At 69.6% G+C, this 16744-nt stretch carries 14 protein-coding genes; 7 read left to right on the top strand and 7 right to left on the bottom strand.

All coding sequences use genetic code 11. The features are described 5' to 3' along the window. The first annotated feature begins 18 nt into the window (after positions 1–18). Positions 19–534, top strand: coding sequence for a tetratricopeptide repeat protein (locus tag BJ972_RS00070; protein ID WP_129175984.1), 516 nt, complete (start codon positions 19–21; stop codon positions 532–534). On the opposite strand, the gene ychF is transcribed toward BJ972_RS00070, so the two are convergent. After that, a complete protein-coding gene (ychF, locus tag BJ972_RS00065) occupies positions 524–1597 on the bottom strand; it encodes a redox-regulated ATPase YchF (protein ID WP_129175986.1) in 1074 nt (357 codons plus the stop codon). The two genes, BJ972_RS00070 and ychF, sit on opposite strands and share 11 nt — an antisense overlap. Before the next feature lie 225 nt (positions 1598–1822). On the opposite strand from ychF, the gene BJ972_RS00060 reads away from it, so the two are divergent. The 4 genes from BJ972_RS00060 (at position 1823) to BJ972_RS00045 (ending at position 8098) form a co-directional block, all read left to right on the top strand. After that, a complete protein-coding gene (locus BJ972_RS00060; protein ID WP_129175989.1) occupies positions 1823–3934 on the top strand; it encodes a DUF7363 domain-containing protein in 2112 nt (703 codons plus the stop codon). An 18-nt stretch (positions 3935–3952) separates the two neighbouring features. Then, on the top strand, positions 3953–6046 hold the full coding sequence (locus tag BJ972_RS00055; protein WP_129175991.1) for a caspase family protein: 2094 nt from the start codon (positions 3953–3955) through the stop codon (positions 6044–6046). A gap of 48 nt (positions 6047–6094) precedes the next feature. Beyond that, positions 6095–6712 (top strand): exonuclease domain-containing protein, encoded by a 618-nt coding sequence (locus BJ972_RS00050; RefSeq protein ID WP_129175993.1) that lies wholly within the window; start codon positions 6095–6097, stop codon positions 6710–6712. A gap of 72 nt (positions 6713–6784) precedes the next feature. Then, positions 6785–8098 carry a DNA recombination protein RmuC gene (locus BJ972_RS00045; RefSeq protein WP_129175995.1) on the top strand — a complete coding sequence of 438 codons (1314 nt, stop codon included), beginning with the start codon at positions 6785–6787 and terminating at the stop codon, positions 8096–8098. An 18-nt stretch (positions 8099–8116) separates the two neighbouring features. On the opposite strand, the gene BJ972_RS00040 is transcribed toward BJ972_RS00045, so the two are convergent. From BJ972_RS00040 to BJ972_RS00025, 4 genes are all read right to left on the bottom strand, one after another. Continuing rightward, complete coding sequence (locus BJ972_RS00040) at positions 8117–9433, bottom strand: MFS transporter (RefSeq protein ID WP_129175997.1); 1317 nt, start codon at positions 9431–9433, stop codon at positions 8117–8119. Between the two features lie 84 nt (positions 9434–9517). After that, complete coding sequence (locus tag BJ972_RS00035; RefSeq protein ID WP_129175999.1) at positions 9518–10966, bottom strand: MFS transporter; 1449 nt, start codon at positions 10964–10966, stop codon at positions 9518–9520. Positions 10967–11023: 57 nt separating this feature from the next. After that, the gene (gene glpX, locus BJ972_RS00030; protein WP_129176001.1) at positions 11024–12025 is read right to left on the bottom strand and encodes a class II fructose-bisphosphatase; all 1002 of its coding nucleotides are present in this window, start codon (positions 12023–12025) and stop codon (positions 11024–11026) included. A 121-nt stretch (positions 12026–12146) separates the two neighbouring features. Then, a complete protein-coding gene (locus BJ972_RS00025; RefSeq protein ID WP_129176003.1) occupies positions 12147–13067 on the bottom strand; it encodes a fructose-bisphosphatase class II in 921 nt (306 codons plus the stop codon). 259 nt (positions 13068–13326) lie between these two features. Here BJ972_RS00025 and fbaA point away from each other — a divergent pair, with 259 nt between their 5' ends. Continuing rightward, positions 13327–14352, top strand: a complete 1026-nt coding sequence (fbaA, locus tag BJ972_RS00020; protein WP_129176005.1) for a class II fructose-bisphosphate aldolase — start codon at positions 13327–13329, stop codon at positions 14350–14352. An 85-nt stretch (positions 14353–14437) separates the two neighbouring features. Here fbaA and BJ972_RS00015 read toward each other — a convergent pair whose 3' ends face one another. Both BJ972_RS00015 and BJ972_RS00010 read right to left on the bottom strand, forming a co-directional pair. Continuing rightward, positions 14438–15031: a DUF6264 family protein gene (locus BJ972_RS00015; RefSeq protein ID WP_129176007.1), complete on the bottom strand. Its 594-nt coding sequence runs from the start codon at positions 15029–15031 to the stop codon at positions 14438–14440. After that, the gene (locus BJ972_RS00010; protein WP_129176181.1) at positions 15028–16062 is read right to left on the bottom strand and encodes a 4-hydroxy-3-methylbut-2-enyl diphosphate reductase; all 1035 of its coding nucleotides are present in this window, start codon (positions 16060–16062) and stop codon (positions 15028–15030) included. The genes BJ972_RS00015 and BJ972_RS00010 overlap by 4 nt, the downstream gene beginning before the upstream one ends. Before the next feature lie 86 nt (positions 16063–16148). Here BJ972_RS00010 and BJ972_RS00005 point away from each other — a divergent pair. After that, positions 16149–16744, top strand: a 596-nt coding sequence (locus BJ972_RS00005) for an exodeoxyribonuclease VII large subunit (RefSeq protein WP_179419899.1), incomplete at its 3' end; no start/stop codon positions are given.

The raw sequence follows: 16744 nt of genomic DNA, 5'->3' as shown, positions 1-16744 counted from the left end.
CCTGCCACACTGGACCCCATGACAGCAGAGATCGACCGATGGGAAGAGTCCGTCGCGGAACTGTGGGAGAGATTCGACTCTCTGAGCCGCGACGACGGCGTTGCGGCGATGCGCGCGCTCGCCGACGCGTGCCCGGCGAGCGACGGAAGGGCGGCCTTCGAGCTCGCGGGCATGTACGACTCGATGGGCTACGAGGCCGAGGCCGGCATCGAGTACGAGCGTGCGCTCGAGCTCGGCCTCGACGATGCTCGGCATGCTCAGCTCGCGGTGCAATACGGGTCGACCCTGCGGAACCTCGGTCGACTCGACGAAGCCATCGCTGTGCTGAGCGCCGCGCCGACCCACGAGTCGACCGGCTCGGCACCGCGTGTCGTGCTGGCTCTCGCGCTGCACAGTGCAGGCCGGAAGGACGAGGCGCTCCGCGTCGCCATCGAGGCGCAGATCGATACCCTTCCCCGCTACCAACGCTCGATGCGGGGCTACGCCGCGGCGCTCACCGAGTCGCCGAGCGCGGACGGCCCGTCTACACGTTGAAGCGGAACTCCACCACGTCGCCGTCCTGCATGACGTAGTCCTTGCCCTCCATGCGGGCCTTGCCCTTCGCGCGGGCCTCAGCGACCGAACCGGTCTCGACGAGGTCGGCGAACGAGATGACCTCGGCCTTGATGAAGCCGCGCTCGAAGTCGGTGTGGATGACGCCGGCCGCAGCAGGGGCCTTCCAGCCCTTGTGGATCGTCCACGCGCGCGACTCCTTGGGACCGGCCGTGAGGTAGGTCTGCAAGCCGAGCGTGTCGAAGCCGATGCGGGCGAGCTGGTCGAGACCCGACTCGGTCTGACCGGTCGACGCGAGGAGCTCGGCCGCGTCTTCGGGGTCGAGGTCGATGAGCTCCGACTCGATCTTCGCGTCGAGGAAGACGGCTTCGGCGGGAGCGACGAGGGCCGCGAGTTCGGCCTTCTTCGCGTCATCCGTCAACACGGCCTCATCGACGTTGAACACGTAGATGAAGGGCTTGGCGGTCAGCAGACCGAGCTCCGCGATGGGCTCGAGGTCGACCGACGCGGCCGAGAGCGGCGTGCCCTTCTGTAGCTCATCGCGCGCCTCGATGGCAGCGGCGAGAACCGAGGGGTCGAGCTTCTTGCCCTTGATCTCCTTCTCGAAGCGCGGGATGGCGCGCTCGAGGGTCTCGAGGTCGGCGAGGATCAGCTCGGTGTTGATCGTCTCCATGTCGGACTTCGGGTCGACCTTGCCGTCGACGTGCACGACGTCGGAGTCGTCGAAGCCGCGCACGACCTGAGCGATCGCGTCGGCCTCACGGATGTTCGCGAGGAACTTGTTACCGAGCCCCTCACCCTCGCTCGCACCGCGCACGATGCCGGCGATGTCGACGAACGACACCGCGGCGGGCAGGATGCGCTCGGAGCCGAAGATGCCGGCGAGCGTCGCGAGACGCGGGTCGGGAAGGTTCACGACTCCGACGTTCGGCTCGATCGTCGCGAACGGGTAGTTCGCTGCGAGCACCTGATTCTTGGTCAGAGCGTTGAAAAGGGTGGACTTGCCGACGTTGGGCAGACCGACGATACCGATAGTGAGAGCCACGGGGGGTCAGTCTACCGGCGGCGGCCGACAGTGCCGAGCGGCGGATGACGGACGCGCGCGCCACACGCCCGCCGAACGCCGCGCACGCGGGCCGGAAACCCCCTCTGGCGCAGAGGCTCGTCACAGGAATATGCTGCGCTCGACACCAACGCGAGCATTGCTCGCCTTTCTGTCGGCAGGCCATCCACTGGCGGAGGTCGAGATGCGCGTTCCGCGGAGCACGTCATGGTGACGAACCGCGTCGATGTGCGGTTCGACGGTCCCGCCCGAACGGATGCGGCGTCGCTGCCCGAGGCCTCGACGGATGCCGCCGGCCTCCCGCCCGGCGTGCGAGCGACCGTGCTCGAGACCTTCGCCTTCGCCTCGAGCGACGGTGGTGAGTACGCCGAGGTTCCGGTGCGGCTCACCATCACCGTTCACGACGCGGACGCCGCGCGACTCGTCGTACTCGTGCGGGAGCCCGGGGCAGCCCGCGCCGTGCGGTTCTCGGCCGGCACGGATGACACCGCGAGCGCCGCACTCACGGCCGAGCGCTTCCCGATCGACGGTTTCGTGCTCGAGTTCGAGAGCGTCTCCGACGCCGAGAACTGCGTCACGTGGTTCTCGCTCACCCCCGAGGGCGAGCATCTTCCGCCGCCCGGGGACGAGACCGGATTCGGCGATGCGGGTGACGAGAAGACGCTCGACGAGCCGCTCGGCGAAGCCTTCCCCCGCATCGACGATGTCGCCGTGCCGCGCGCCGATGTCGGCCCCATCCTCGCGACGCCCAGTCCCCGCCGTCTCGACGATTCACTCGGCTCCGCACCCGTCGACGCCCACGTGCTCGCCGAGATGCCGGCGTCGTCACGCGTCGACGACGTCGTGACCGTGACCGTCTCGCTCAGCCGCACCGAACTCGAGGCCACCTGCGACGCGGCATCGGGCACGGCTCGTCCGAGCGTCATCCCCGACGACGACGTCATCGTGACGCTCTCGCCGCGCGGCTACCGGCTCGCTCCAGAGCAGCCGGCCGAGCAGAGGCTGCACCTGCCCCGCGGCGAGCGCGACGTCGACTCGTGCACGTTCGATCTCGTCGCCGTCGACGTCGGCCGCGCCGAAGTGACCGTCGTTCTCCGACAGTCGACGCCGCTGCCGATCGCGACGATCCTCGTCTCGACAGACATCCGTCCCGCCGAGACACGGCTTCGAGGGCGCATCGCCCGGAGTCGAGCCGTCGCGACCGAGCCCGACCCCGCGATCGTGGCGCTGCCGACGATCAGTGTCGACGAGTCGCTCGCGGAGGGCGTCTCGACCCTCACCTTCTCACTCGTGATCGGTGACGAGTCGGCCTCGTGCGTCAAGGTCATCCCCGACAAGCGCATGTACATCCGTCGCGTGCTCGAGGGCTTGGCGACGGTGCGCTCGCGGGTCGCTGCCGCGCACCGCCCGGCCGACAGACGTGCGGCGGCGGACTCCGGACTCGAAGACATCGGCACCCGACTCTTCGTCTCGCTCTTCGATGAGCCCGCGCGGCTCCTGCTCTGGAACAACCGTGCGTCCCTCGACGGCCTCATCATCCAGACGACGGGCGAGTTCGACATCCCCTGGGAGATCGTGCACCTCGTCTCCCCCGACGGTGACATCGACCCGGCTCATCGGTTCCTCGGCGACCACGGGCTGACGCGATGGGTCTACGGGCCCGCGCTCCCTCAGCACTTCGACGTCGCCCGCACGCGCACTCGGCACATCTGCCCCGACTACCGCGCCCCGGCCTATCGGCTGCCCTTCGTCGAGGCCGAGCGCCAGTTCGTCACGAGGAGACTGCATTCGCGCGCTGTCGACCCGGATGACGCGGGCGGAGTCACCGGTCTCCTGAGCGGTCCGTTCGACCTGCTGCACTTCGCGGGTCACGGCGAGTGGACGACGGGCGACCCGCCTCACCCCCGCCTGCTCCTCGCGGGGTTCGACCCCACCGACGCGGTGGAGGGCGCGGCGTACAGCGCCGACGACCTGCGGCGTGATCTCGCCGCTCGTGACGCTGACGGCGCTCGGCCGATCGTCTTCCTCAACGCGTGCGACGTCGGTCGACTCGCCTCGAGTTCGGCCGGGGCCGGCGGTTTTCCCGAGGTCTTCCTCCGCGGCGGGATCGGTGCCCTCATCGGATGCTCGTGGGCCGTCGACGACCAGTCGGCCGGCATCTTCGTGCGCGAGTTCTATACGCGACTGCTCGGGCGCCCGCCGTCATCCGTCGCCCATGCGCTGGCGGCCGCGCGCGAACGAGCCCGGAGCCGCGGCGATCTCAACTGGCTCGCCTACGTCGCCTACGCCGACCCCCGCGCCACCGTCACGTTCTCCTGAATCCGAAAGGCCCCTCTCATGTCGCTCTCCCCCGCGCAGCTGAAGGCTCTCAAGCCGCACGTCATCACCCTCGACGACGGTCGACTCGACCGGTCCTCCGAGGAGAACCTCGATCCGCAGAGCATCGCCGAGTTCACCACGGTCACCGCCGACATCCGGGCGATCGTCGAGACGCACCTGCCCGCCTTCATCGACGCCCACGACCCGGCAGACGTGCCGATCGTGATCTTTGCGCACGGCGGCCTCGTCGACCTCGAATCGGGCTTCGAGATCGCCGAACGGCAGGTCGCGTGGTGGAAGGCGAACGGGGTCTACCCGATCCACTTCGTGTGGCGGACCGGCCTCGTCGGCGCCCTCTCCGATGCGATCGTGCGGTGGTTGACCGGCGGCACCCGCGGCTGGTTCGACGAGACGAAGGACCTCCTCGTCGAGAAGGGTGCGCGCCTCCTCGGCGGCGGCGCCATCTGGAACGACATGAAACTCGATGCGGCCGCGTCGAGCGACCCGCACGGCGGCGCGCGCGTGTTCGCGACGCAGCTCGGAGCGTGGATGGGCGCCGACCCTCGTGCGAGCCGCGTGAGCGTGCACGCGATCGGCCACAGCGCGGGCTCGATCTTCCACTCGCACTTCATTCCGATGGCGCTCGACGAGAACGTTCCCGAGTTCCGGACGGTCACCTTCCTTGCTCCGGCCGTCCGCATGGACACGTTCGAGAAGATGCTCCTCCCCCGCGCCGACTCGATCGGTTCACTCGCTGTCTTCACGATGCACGACGCGGCCGAACACGAGGACACGTGCCTCGACGTCTACGGCAAGTCGCTGCTCTACCTCGTCTCTCGGGCGTTCGAGCCCGTCGTCGGCACGCCGATCCTCGGTCTCGCCGCCTCGATCGAGCAGAACGAACGCGTCAGCCGGTTCCTCGACGGCGACGGCGGCGACCTCGTCCTCGGCCCGAACGAGCGCACCGACCGCAGCGGCACGGCGGCGGAGCACCACGGCGATTTCGACAACGACCCTCCCACGATGAACAGCGTCGCCCGGCGGATTCTCGAGCGTGACGACATCGTGCCGTTCACCGCCGACAGCCGCTCGGTGGAACCGCGCGACTCCGTGCCGCCAGTGCCCGCCGACTCGTCGCGATCGCTCGGCGGCGCGAAGCGAGCTCTCTGCATCGGCATCGACGAGTACCCGCAGACCGCGGATCGCCTGAGCGGTGCCGTGGCGGACGCCCGCGCCTGGCGCGACATGTTCTCGGCGGCAGCGTTCGAGACGACACTCCTCACGAACGCCGAGGCCACGCGCGAGCAGATCGTCGGTTCGATCTTCCAGCTCATCACCGAGGCCCAGCCCGGCGACGTCCTGGCTGTGCAGTATTCGGGGCACGGCACGCGCACGCCCGACCTGAACGCCGACGAGGGCGAGGGCGAACCCGACAGTGCGCTCTGCCCGGTCGACTTCCGCGGCACGGGCCGCGTCATCATCGACGACGACCTCGGGGCCCTGTGGGATCTGGCCGCCGACGGCGTGAGCCTCAGCATCTTCTTCGACTCCTGCCATTCCGGTGGAGCGAATCGTGCGCCGGGCGGGATGCGCGGCGACTCGCGCCCGAGAGCGGTCGAGCTGACGGATGCCGATGAGCGGGCGTACCGGGTCGCGCGCGGCGTCGCCGGGCCGCGTGGCCGAACACGCGCGGCAGAGGCCTCCGATGCCGCCGAGAACGGTTCGCGCGCGGTACCGCAGGCGTCGGGAGTGCGTCGCGAGGTGCTGTTCGCCGCGTGCGACGACGACGAGCTCGCGTGGGAGACGAGCGGACACGGCGACTTCACGTCGCACGTCGCGCCGCTCGTGCGCGAGCACATCGGCAGAGTGACGAATCGTGCGTTCTACGACGCGTTGCTCATCGACTTTCCCTCGACACGTCAGACGCCGCGCATCGACGGCTCGTCGGCGGTCGAGGGCTCACCCTTCCTCGCCGTCGAACTCGGCAGCCCGGCATCCATCGTCGACGGGGGCGCTGACGGCGCGCCCGCTTCGGCCCGCACCGCCTCGCCCCGCGACGCGGCGATCGCGGCGATCCTCCGGGGTGTGGCCGACCTGATCGTCTCCGACTGAACCGCGTGCCGGGCGGGGCCTGTCGGAGGAGCGTGTGAGTATGGTGTCGTGCCCATCGACTTCACCGCCATCGACTTCGAGACCGCGAACTCCTCGAGCGCCTCCGCGTGCTCGGTCGGGCTCGTCAAGGTGCGCGACGGCCGCGTCGTCGACACCGCGCACTGGTACATCCGGCCGCCCGTCGGGCACGACGCGTTCCTCGAGTGGAACATCAAGATCCACGGCATCACGCCCGACATGGTCGCGGGCGCCGCAGGCTGGGGCGAGCTGCAGAACGATCTCCTCGGCTTCGCGGGCGACGACTGGCTCGTCGCCCACAACGCCGGCTTCGACATGGGCGTCATCAAGGCATCGGCGACGACGGCGGGCTTGTCGGTGCCCGACTACCGCTACCTCTGCAGCCTCCAGGTCGCGCGCCGCACGTACCACCTCGATTCCTACCGGCTCCCCGTCGCCGCGATGGCCGCGGGCTTCGAGGGCTTCCGTCACCACGACGCCCTCGCCGATGCCGAAGCGTGCGCCGCGATCATGGTGCACGCCGCCGAGCGTCACGAGGTCGACGACCTCGAGCGCCTCGCGCACATCACCCGCGTGAAGATCGGGGCGATCGGTCCCGTCGCCGTCGCTCAGCACGCGTCGGTGCACGGCCCGATGGCCCTGCAGTAGACGATCCCGCCGCGCTGCCGACGGTCCGCGCGCCCCGGCGCCCGTGTCGGAGGCTGCTGCGACACTGTCGACATGGACATCCTGTTCCTCCTCCTCGGTCTCGTCGTCGGCGCCGCGCTCGGCGCCCTCATCACCGCGTTCTTCGCCCGCTCGGGCTCCCGCGGTGAGAACCCGGCGCTCGTCCAGGCGCGTCACGACGCGCAGCTGAGCGAGCTCCGCGTGCGCGAGGGCGAGGTGCGCGCGAACCTGCAGTCCGAGCTCTCCGCCGCGCTCTCGACCGCCGAAGCGCTCGAACGACAGGTCGAGGCGCAGCGGCTGCAGTACCGCGAACTCGTCGAGCAGAACCGCAGCGACCAGGTCGAGCGCGCCGAGCGCGACAAGCGCGAGAGTGCGGTGCTGCAGGCGCTCAGCCCCGTGCGCGAGACGCTGCAGTCGATGCAGACGAAGGTCTCCGAACTCGAACGCCAGCGCAGCGAACAGTACGGTTCGCTCGCCGAGCAGCTGAAGCGCGCGCAGCAGTCCGACGAAGAACTCCGCGCGACGACCGAGTCTCTCGCGAGTGCATTGCGCTCGAACAGCACGCGCGGGGTCTGGGGCGAGACGCAGCTCCGCCGCGTCGTCGAGGCCGCGGGCCTCACCCAGTACGTCGACTTCTACACGCAGGCCTCCCTCACGACGGATGCCGGTGCCGGGCGCCCCGACATGGTCGTGCGTCTGCCCGGCAACAAGTGGATTCCGCTCGACGCGAAGGTTCCTCTCGAGCACTACCTCGAAGCGAGTCAGATCGCCGTCACGGCGACGGGCGACGAGGGCGCGCGTCGCGCAGAGCTCGTCGGCCGTCACGTCAAGGCGATGCGCGCGCACATCGACGCACTCGCGAAGAAGACCTACTGGGAGGGCCTCGAGGCGAGCCCCGAGTTCGTGATCGCCTTCATCCCGAGCGAGTCGCTCCTCGCTGCGGCGCTCGAGGCCGACCCGGCCCTGCTCGACTACGCCTTCGGCAAGCGGGTCGCGCTCGCCTCGCCGGTGAACCTCTGGGCCGTGCTCAAGACGGTGGCCTTCACGTGGCAGCAGCAGTCCGTCTCCGACGAGGCGAAGAAGCTCTTCGATCTCGGCAACACGCTCTATCAGCGCATCGGCACGCTCGCCGGCCACACCGATGCGCTGCGCAAGGCGATCGAACGCACGGTGAGCAGCTACAACCAGTTCGCGAACTCGCTCGAGTCCCGTGTGCTCGTGACCGCGCGACAGTTCCCCGGCATCGACGAGACGAAGATCGAACTGCTCACGGCACCCGCCGCCGTGCACGACCAGCCCCGCCGACTCACCGCGGCCGAGTTCGACGAACCCCTGGCCGATCTCCCCGACGAGCTCCGCTCACTCTGAGCCGGTTTCGCTGAGCAGTCAGACCGACCGCTCCTCGCTCTCCTCGCTCGCCGGCGCCTCCTCGGGCTCATCCCGGAGCGGGTGCGCGAGTTCGTCGCTGCCGAGTCGCGCGATGACGAGCGTCACGATCGCGAGCAGCACGGGAACCGTACCGGCGACGAGGAACGTCGGTGCGATGCCGAACCACTCGCCGACCGGACCGGCAATCGCCATCGAGATCGGCATGAGGGCGAGCGACACGAAGAAGTCGAGGCTCGACACCCGGCCGAGCATCGCGGGCGGCACCCGGCGTTGGAGCAGCGTGCCCCAGACGACCTGCGCACCTGAGAAGAGCAGCCCGCAGACGAAGAGCGCGACGACCATCACCCAGAGCTGGTCGGTGAATCCGATGATCGCGAGCGGCAGGCATCCCACTCCCCACGCGAGGATCATGAGCGTCAGGTACCGGCGTGGCAGGCGGAACGAGGCGACGGCGATCGAGCCGACGGCGCCGCCGACTCCGAAGGCCGCGAGCGCGAACGCGAACGCGCCGGCTCCCCCGCCCGTCTGATCCTTCACGGCGAAGGGAAGCAGCACCTCGATCGGTCCCATCAGCACGAGGACGAGCACGATGGAGAAGAGCAGCGTCGCGAGCAGCCAGCGCGTCGAGACCATGTATCGGAACCCGCCGCTCAGGTCGCGGAACGTCGCCGACACCAGGCCGCGCTTCTCCTCCTCGAACTCGCGGCGTACGGGCGTGGTCCGCATCGCGATGAGGGCCGCCGCAGCGCCGACCTGTACGAGCGCGACGACAACGAACGCGAGCCCCGGCGAGCCGATCGCGATGAGGGCGGCCGCCGCCGCGGGGCCGGCGGCGTTCTGCATCGTCGGTCGCAGCACGCCCTCGATGCCGTTCGCGGCGAGCAGCTGATCGGCGGGGAGGATCGCCGGCAGCCAGGCCGAGTAGGCGGGGTAGAAGAAGCCGTCGGCGACGCCGATGACGAACGACAGCACGGCGAGGTGCCAGACCTCGATCACTCCGGTGAGCGCGAGGAACGCGGCGACGCCGAAGGCGAGACCCCGCACGACCTCGACGGTGAGCAGGATAAACCGCTGCGGCACCCGGTCGGCGAGCACCCCGCCGAAGAGCACGGCGAGCACGAGGCCGACGCTGCCGCCCACGGCGACGAGCGAGAGATCGACGGGTGTTCCGCCGAGCTGCACGACCTGCCAGACGGCGGCGACGATCCAGCATCCTGCGCTGAAGAGCGAGAAGAGGAGGGCGCTCGTCAGCAGGCGGTACTGTCCGACGGCGAGGGGTCGGATCGCCCGCGGCCATCGGGTCGACGGTGACATGTAGTCGAGGTTTCCACCGACCACCGACAAAGTCGAGGATTACCCGGGAAATCCGGCCGCCGACGGCCGTGCGCCGGCGAGCGGCTACTCGAACCCGCTCGGCAACGACGGCCGCGGTTCGGCGACCGAGCCGCGCGCCGGGATGAAGAGAGCGAGCACGGCGCTCACGAGCGCGGCCGCCGCCCCGAGCGCGAACGCGATGCGGAATCCCTCGTCGGTCGGAACGACCGCCGAGCCGAAGGGCATCGACCAGGTCGCGAGCACCGCGCCGATGAGGGCCGCGGCGACGCTCGTGCCGAGAGACCGCATGAGCGAGTTGAGTCCGTTGGCGGCGGCCGTCTCGCGCGCGGGCACGGCGTGCATGATGAGGAGCGGCATCGCGGCGTAGCCGAGACCGATCCCCACGCCGATGATGATGTTCGCGAGCAGGATCTGCCACACCTCGGTGTGGAACTCGAACGAGAAGACGTATGCCGCGACGATGACGAGCGCACCCGAGATGAGCAGCACACGCGCGCCGAAGATGCGATTGAGTCGCGCCGACAGCGGCGACATGAGCATCATGACGAGTCCGAGCGGGATGAGCACGAGGCTCGCCTGGATGAGCGAGAGCCCGAGACCCGAGCCGGACTCGGCGGGCAGCTCGAGGATCTGCGGGTACGCGATGTTCGACGCGAAGAACGCGAAGCCCATCGCGATCGACGACAGGTTCGTGAGGAGCACGGGCCTCCGCGCGGCGACGCGCAGGTCGACGAGGGCGTCCGGTGTACGGAGCTGCAGCCAGCCCCAGCCGAGCAGCACGGCGACACCGCCGATTCCCGAGATGAGGGTTCCCGGCGACATCCACCCCCACTCGTTGCCGCGAGAGATGGCGAGGAGCACTCCGCTCAGGCCGAGCGCGAGCCCCACCGCGCCGACGTAGTCGAAGCGGCCCGGGGTGCGCAGGGTGCTGACGGGCACGACGAGGATGACGAGGACGGCGTTCACGGCGCCGAGCGCTGCGGCGAGCCAGAAGAGCGCGTGCCAGTCGCCGTTCTCGGCGATGAGCGCGCTGACCGGCAGGCCGAGCGCGCCGCCGACTCCGAGCGTCGCGCTCATGAGGGCGATGGCTCCCGCGAGACGGTGCTCGTGCAAGACGTCGCGCATGATCGAGATGCCGAGCGGGATCATGCCGATCGCCGCGCCCTGCAGCGCGCGACCCACGATGAGTCCGCCGAGCGAGTCGGAGAGCGCGGCGATGACCGATCCGACGACGAGCACGACGAGCAGCGCGAGCACGACCCGGCGCTTGCCGACCATGTCGCCGAGGCGACCGGCGATCGGTGTGATCACCGAAGCACTCAGGAGCGTGACCGTGATGACCCAGGCCGTGTCTTCGCGACTCGCGTCGAGGAGCTCGGGCAATTCCGACTGGATCGGCAGCACGAGCGTCTGCATGAATGCAGCGCTCATGCCCGCGAAGGCGAGAACAGCGACGATCAGCCAGTGCGGTGCGGCTCGGGGGCCACCTCGCCCCGCTCTCGACTCACGCATCGTGTGTCAGCCTACGCCGCGCGCGGCCCCGCTCCGTGCGGGCGCCCGAGCGGCGGTTCAGCGGTCGGCTTCGTCGAGCCACTTCTCGACGAGGTGGTCCGCCTGCACGCGGCGAATGGTGCCCGAGCGCGAGCGCAGCACGATGCTGTCGGTGCGGATGATCGGACCCTTCCGACGCACGCCCTGCACGAGCCCGCCGTCGGTGACGCCCGTCGCGACGAAGAACGTGTTGTCGCCGCTCACGAGGTCGTCGACTCCGTAGACCTTGTCGAGATCGAGGCCCGCGGCCTCACCGCGTGCACGTTCGGCGTCATCGCGCGGGGCGAGCACACCCTGCATGAACCCGCCGAGCGCCTTGATGGCGCACGCCGTCGTGATGCCCTCGGGGCTGCCGCCGATGCCGACGCACATATCGATGCGCGATTCGTACCGGGCGGCGTTGATGCCGCCGGCGACGTCGCCGTCGAGCATGAGGCGCGTTCCGGCGCCGGCCTCGCGGATGTCGGCGATGAGCTGTTCGTGGCGCGGCCGGTCGAGCACGGCGACGCGGAGGTCGCCGACGTCCTTGTTCTTGGCGGCGGCGAGTGCGCGGAGGTTCTCGGCGATGGGGCGACGGATGTCGATGACTCCGATGCCCTCGGGACCGGTGACGATCTTGTCCATGTAGAACACGGATGACGCGTCCAGCATCGTGCCGCGTTCGGAGACGGCGATGACAGAAAGCGCATTCTGACGACCCGCGGCAGTGAGCGACGTTCCGTCGATGGGGTCGACCGCGATGTCGCACGCCGGGCCACGGCCGTTTCCGACGGCTTCGCCGTTGAAGAGCATGGGGGCGGCGTCCTTCTCGCCCTCGCCGATCACGACGAGACCGTCGAAGTTGACCGTGCCGAGGAACGCGCGCATCGCGTCGACCGCAGCACCGTCGGCCCCGAGCTTATCTCCGCGGCCGATCCAGGGAACGGCGCGGATCGCGGCGGCCTCCGTGGCACGCACGAGTTCCATCGCGAGGTTGCGATCGGGGTGTTCGAGGAGGATCTCGGAATCGGGGCTCATCATGGCGTCCTCCCGGACGGGCGTTGGGTCGCCCGGGGCGGGGCGACGTCTGGTGTCGTCATGTCGAGCCTAGCCAGGGGGCAGTGCCGGCCAGGGGTTCATTTCGCGGATGACGAGTGAAAGATCATCGATTCTTAACAAAACGTTCAGCAGGTTCGGCGACCGAGCTCCACACGTCGACCGCGTCATCCGTCGCCGGGGCGAGCGTGAGTCCCCCGCCGAGATCGACCCCCGTGACGGAGGCGACGACGACGAGCGGTTCGCCGGCGCACACGGCGTCGGTGTCGACGGCGACCCCGGTCGAGAGCCCCGCCTGCTCGACGCGGCGCGCCTCGAGCCTCGACTGCGGCGCGAATCGGAGGCTCACCGAACCTCCGAGCGTCCGCGCGAGCGCCGCCGTGAGCACGCCCTCGGGAGCGCCCCCGACGCCGATGAGCAGATCGAGATCGCCGTTCAGCACCTGGAGCGACCGCTCGATGTCGCCGTGTTCGAAGCCGACGAGCTGTGCGCCCGCGTCGGTGACGGCGCGAGCATGCTCGGAGTTCCGAGGCCTCGTCTGCACGGCGACGCGCACCTCGGAGATCGGAACCTGGCGCGCCGCGGCGACGAGCGCGAGAGACTCGGCGATCGGCACTCCCACCCGGGGACCGTCGACGGCACTCACGACCTTCTCGGCGTAGTGCGCCGGCCCGATGTCGAGGAACGCGTCTCGCGGGGCGAGGGCGACGATGCAGAACGCACCGCTCCGCCCCGCCGCCGCGAGCCGCGTGCCGTCGACCGGATCGACGACGAGGTCGACGGCGGGCCCGTTGCCCGTGCCGAACCTCTCGCCGGGGTAGAGCATCGGAGCGTCATCCTTCTCGCCCTCGCCCGCGACCACGCGTCCGTCGACCTTCAGTGTCCGGAGCCCGTGCCGCAGAGCATCGACCGCGGCCGCATCGACCGCGTCGCCGTCGCCCTGCCCGACGAGGGGGCGGGCGGCGAGGGCCGCTCCGCGGGCGGCACGGATGACGGCGTCGACGGTCTCGGAAGGCAAGAAGCTCATGGTCACATCATCCCGCGATCGGCCGGCCTCAGAGCCCGGCGGTGGAGCGAGTGCTGCCCCACCGGTTTCTTATTCAGGTCGACACACGTGTCGCGAACCGAACTCGGGCGGAGCCGAGGCGACACGCCGCGCACGTTCCTGAATCGCGGACGCGTCCACGTGGCGGGAGAGCCGGCGGCACCCGGGCATGCGGCGGCGACGCGTGGGGCGCATTCAGTAGACTCGGTGCCACATCCACACCCCTGCCGTAAGGAGTCCCATGCCCATCGCAACCCCCGAGCAGTACGCCGAGATGCTCGACAAGGCCAAGGCGAAGGGATTCGCCTACCCGGCGTTCAACGTCTCCTCGTCGCAGACTCTCAACGCCGTGCTGCAGGGCCTCACCGAGGCGGGCTCCGACGGCATCATCCAGGTCACGACCGGTGGCGCCGACTACTTCGCCGGCCACACGGTCAAGGCCCGTGCCACGGGTGCACTCGCCTTCGCCCGCTTCGCCCACGAGGTCGCGAAGAACTACCCCGTCACGGTCGCGCTCCACACCGACCACTGCCCGAAGAACGCGCTCGACGACTTCGTGCTGCCGCTCATCGCCGCCTCCGAAGAAGAGGTCAAGGCGGGCCGCAACCCGATCTTCCAGTCGCACATGTGGGACGGCTCGGCCGTTCCCCTGACCGAGAACCTCGAGATCGCGAAGGAGATCCTCCCCCGCATCAAGGCGATCAACGCCATCCTCGAGGTCGAGATCGGCGTCGTCGGCGGCGAGGAAGACGGCGTCAGCCACGACATCAACGACAGCCTCTACACGACGCTCGACGACGCGATCCAGACCGTCGAGGCGCTCGGCTGGGGCGAGAACGGTCGCTACATGGCGGCCCTCACGTTCGGCAACGTGCACGGCGTCTACGCGCCGGGCAACGTCAAGCTCAAGCCCGAGCTGCTGAAGGAGATCCAGGACGGACTCTCCGAGAAGTACGGCCTCGGCGCCAAGCCCCTCGACCTCGTCTTCCACGGCGGCTCGGGCTCGACCGACGCCGAGATCGCGGAGGCCGTCGCGAACGGTGTCATCAAGATGAACATCGACACCGACACCCAGTACGCGTACACCCGTGCCGTCGCCGGCTACATGCTCAGCAACTACGAGGGCGTCCTCAAGGTCGACGGCTCGGTCGGCAACAAGAAGCTCTACGACCCCCGCGCCTGGGGCAAGGTCGCCGAGACGGCCATGGCCGCTCGCGTCGCCGAGTCGACGCGCCAGCTCGGTTCGGCCGGTCACTCGGGTCACTGACCCGCGCGTCGGCACCGACACCACGAAGGGCGGTCGGCTTCTCTCAGGAGAGGCCGACCGCCCTTCGGCGTATCGAGGGGGCGGATCAGCCGCCCATGAGCGCGCCGCCGCTCGTGATGTAGTCCATCACCGCCGGGTCGCTGAAGAGGGCGATACCGATGAGGACCGACGAGATGAGGTTGGCGACCACTCCGCCGACGAGCGGAATCCACCACGAGATCTTTCCGCGCGCGATGAGCCGGAACGAGAGCCACGCCGTGATGACCCAGACGGCGGCCATGACGGCGACCGAGATCTGGAGCATGAGCGTTCCCTGCTCGATGTTCGTGAAGGTGCCCTCGATGCCGGCGATCTCCATCCACTGAGCGGAGAACGCCCGGAAATCGGTCGCGGTGAACACCGATGACAGCACCGTGTAGAGGCCGATGGCGAGGAGTGCGAGCGTCACGAACCGGTCGGCGCGCTTCTTCGGAGCGACGACCGCTGCGCCCGCCACCGGATGGGCTGCGGGAGCCGGAGCCTTCGCCGGGTCATCCCCCGCCTCCGGGCCGCCGGGCGCCGGGGGCGCGACCGGCTCGAGCATCCACGTCGGCGGTTCCTGGATTCGGGCGCGCTGCTCCTCGGGAGTCGCGTATTCGCCGTACTGCGGGCGGGGACGAGCCCCGGGTGAATCGGTCATGCGCGTTGCCTTCCGCCGAGCGCTCGCGCGTCGGTCTTTCCCTGCAGATCGGTTCGGAGTTCCTTCGGGAGCGAGAACATGAGGTCCTCCTCCGCTGTCTTGACTTCCTCGACGGCGCCGAAGCCGGCGTCGGCGAGGTCCTGCAGAAGTTCGGTCACGAGTTCCTCGGGCACCGAGGCGCCGCTCGTCACACCGACGGTCGAGACGCCGTCGAGCCAGTGCTGCTGCACCTCGCTCGCGTAGTCGACGCGGTACGCCGCACGCGCGCCGTACTCGAGCGCGACCTCGACGAGGCGCACGCTGTTCGACGAGTTCGCCGAGCCGACGACGATGACGAGCTCGGCGTCTCCGGCGACCTTCTTGATGGCGACCTGGCGGTTCTGGGTGGCGTAGCAGATGTCATCCGACGGCGGGTTCTGGAGGTTCGGGAACCGCTCACGCAAGCGCCGGACGGTCTCCATCGTCTCGTCGACCGAGAGCGTCGTCTGCGACAGCCACACGACCTTGTCGGGGTTCTGCACCTCGATACGGTCGGCCTCGTCGGGGCTCGTGACGAGCGTCACGTGATCGGGCGCCTCGCCCGCCGTGCCCTCGACCTCTTCGTGGCCCTCGTGACCGATGAGCAGGATCTCGAAGTCGTCGCGCGCGAATCGCACGGCCTCGCGGTGCACCTTCGTCACGAGCGGGCATGTCGCATCGATCGCGTGCAGGCCGCGGTCGGCGGCGGCGTTCACGACGGCGGGCGAGACCCCGTGGGCGCTGAAGACGATGTGGGCGCCCTCGGGCACCTCATCGACCTCGTCGACGAAGATCGCCCCCTTCGACTCGAGTTCGCTCACGACGTGCACGTTGTGCACGATCTGCTTCCGCACGTAGACGGGAGCGCCGTAGTGCTCGAGCGCCTTCTCGACGGCGATGACGGCGCGATCCACGCCGGCGCAGTAGCCGCGGGGCGCCGCGAGCAGCACCTTCTTCGGCTGGGGCGCGGGGGTATTCTTGAGTCGGCCGCGCGCGCCGGGAACACGAGGCATCCCGAGTCCGATGCGCGGAGAATCCGTCGTGCTGGTCACCCCGTCAGTCTAGGGCGGCACGATGGACGACTACTGGGAGGCGAGAGATGACCGACGCCCCGTCGACCCGCGAGAATCCGTGGCCCGTCGCCGGCCTCTCCCAGAAGCTGCGCGACTACATCGATCGGCTCGGCTCCGTGTGGGTCGAGGGCGAGGTCACCCAGTGGGGCGTCTCGAACGGCAACGTGTACGGCAAGCTCAAAGACCTGAGCGTCGACGCCACGGTGAGCTTCACCGTGTGGTCGTCGGTGCGCTCGCGCTTCGACTCCGACTTCCGCCAGGGCGACCGCGTCATCGCGCTCATCAAGCCGAGCTGGTGGGTCAAGGGCGGTTCGCTCTCGATGCAGGTCTTCGAGATGCGCCACGTCGGCCTCGGCGATCTCCTCGAACGCCTCGAGAAGCTCCGCAAGCAGCTCGCCGGCGAAGGCCTCTTCGACGTCTCGCGGAAGCGGCGTCTGCCCTTCCTGCCCGGGCGCATCGGTCTCGTCACCGGCAAGGACTCGGATGCCGAGAAGGACGTCATCCGCAATGCCCAGCTGCGCTGGCCCGCCGTCGAGTTCCGCGTCGAGCACGCGGCCGTGCAGGGCGACCGCACCGTCGCCGAGGTCGTCGCGGCGATCGAGCGCCTCGACGCCGACCCCGA

The organism is Agromyces atrinae (assembly GCF_013407835.1).
GTDB lineage: Bacteria > Actinomycetota > Actinomycetes > Actinomycetales > Microbacteriaceae > Agromyces > Agromyces atrinae.
The sequence above is the reverse complement of the archived record's forward strand: the minus strand, read 5'-3'. Positions and strand labels throughout refer to the sequence as shown.

Coding starts and splice junctions, on each gene's coding strand:
- BJ972_RS00070 (WP_129175984.1), top strand. CDS start 19: ATGACAGCAGAGATCGACCGATGGGAAGAGTCCGTCGCGGAACTGTGG.
- BJ972_RS00060 (WP_129175989.1), top strand. CDS start 1,823: ATGGTGACGAACCGCGTCGATGTGCGGTTCGACGGTCCCGCCCGAACG.
- BJ972_RS00055 (WP_129175991.1), top strand. CDS start 3,953: ATGTCGCTCTCCCCCGCGCAGCTGAAGGCTCTCAAGCCGCACGTCATC.
- BJ972_RS00045 (WP_129175995.1), top strand. CDS start 6,785: ATGGACATCCTGTTCCTCCTCCTCGGTCTCGTCGTCGGCGCCGCGCTC.
- BJ972_RS00040 (WP_129175997.1), bottom strand. CDS start 9,433: ATGTCACCGTCGACCCGATGGCCGCGGGCGATCCGACCCCTCGCCGTC.
- BJ972_RS00035 (WP_129175999.1), bottom strand. CDS start 10,966: ATGCGTGAGTCGAGAGCGGGGCGAGGTGGCCCCCGAGCCGCACCGCAC.
- glpX (WP_129176001.1), bottom strand. CDS start 12,025: ATGATGAGCCCCGATTCCGAGATCCTCCTCGAACACCCCGATCGCAAC.
- BJ972_RS00025 (WP_129176003.1), bottom strand. CDS start 13,067: ATGAGCTTCTTGCCTTCCGAGACCGTCGACGCCGTCATCCGTGCCGCC.
- fbaA (WP_129176005.1), top strand. CDS start 13,327: ATGCCCATCGCAACCCCCGAGCAGTACGCCGAGATGCTCGACAAGGCC.
- BJ972_RS00015 (WP_129176007.1), bottom strand. CDS start 15,031: ATGACCGATTCACCCGGGGCTCGTCCCCGCCCGCAGTACGGCGAATAC.
- BJ972_RS00010 (WP_129176181.1), bottom strand. CDS start 16,062: ATGCCTCGTGTTCCCGGCGCGCGCGGCCGACTCAAGAATACCCCCGCG.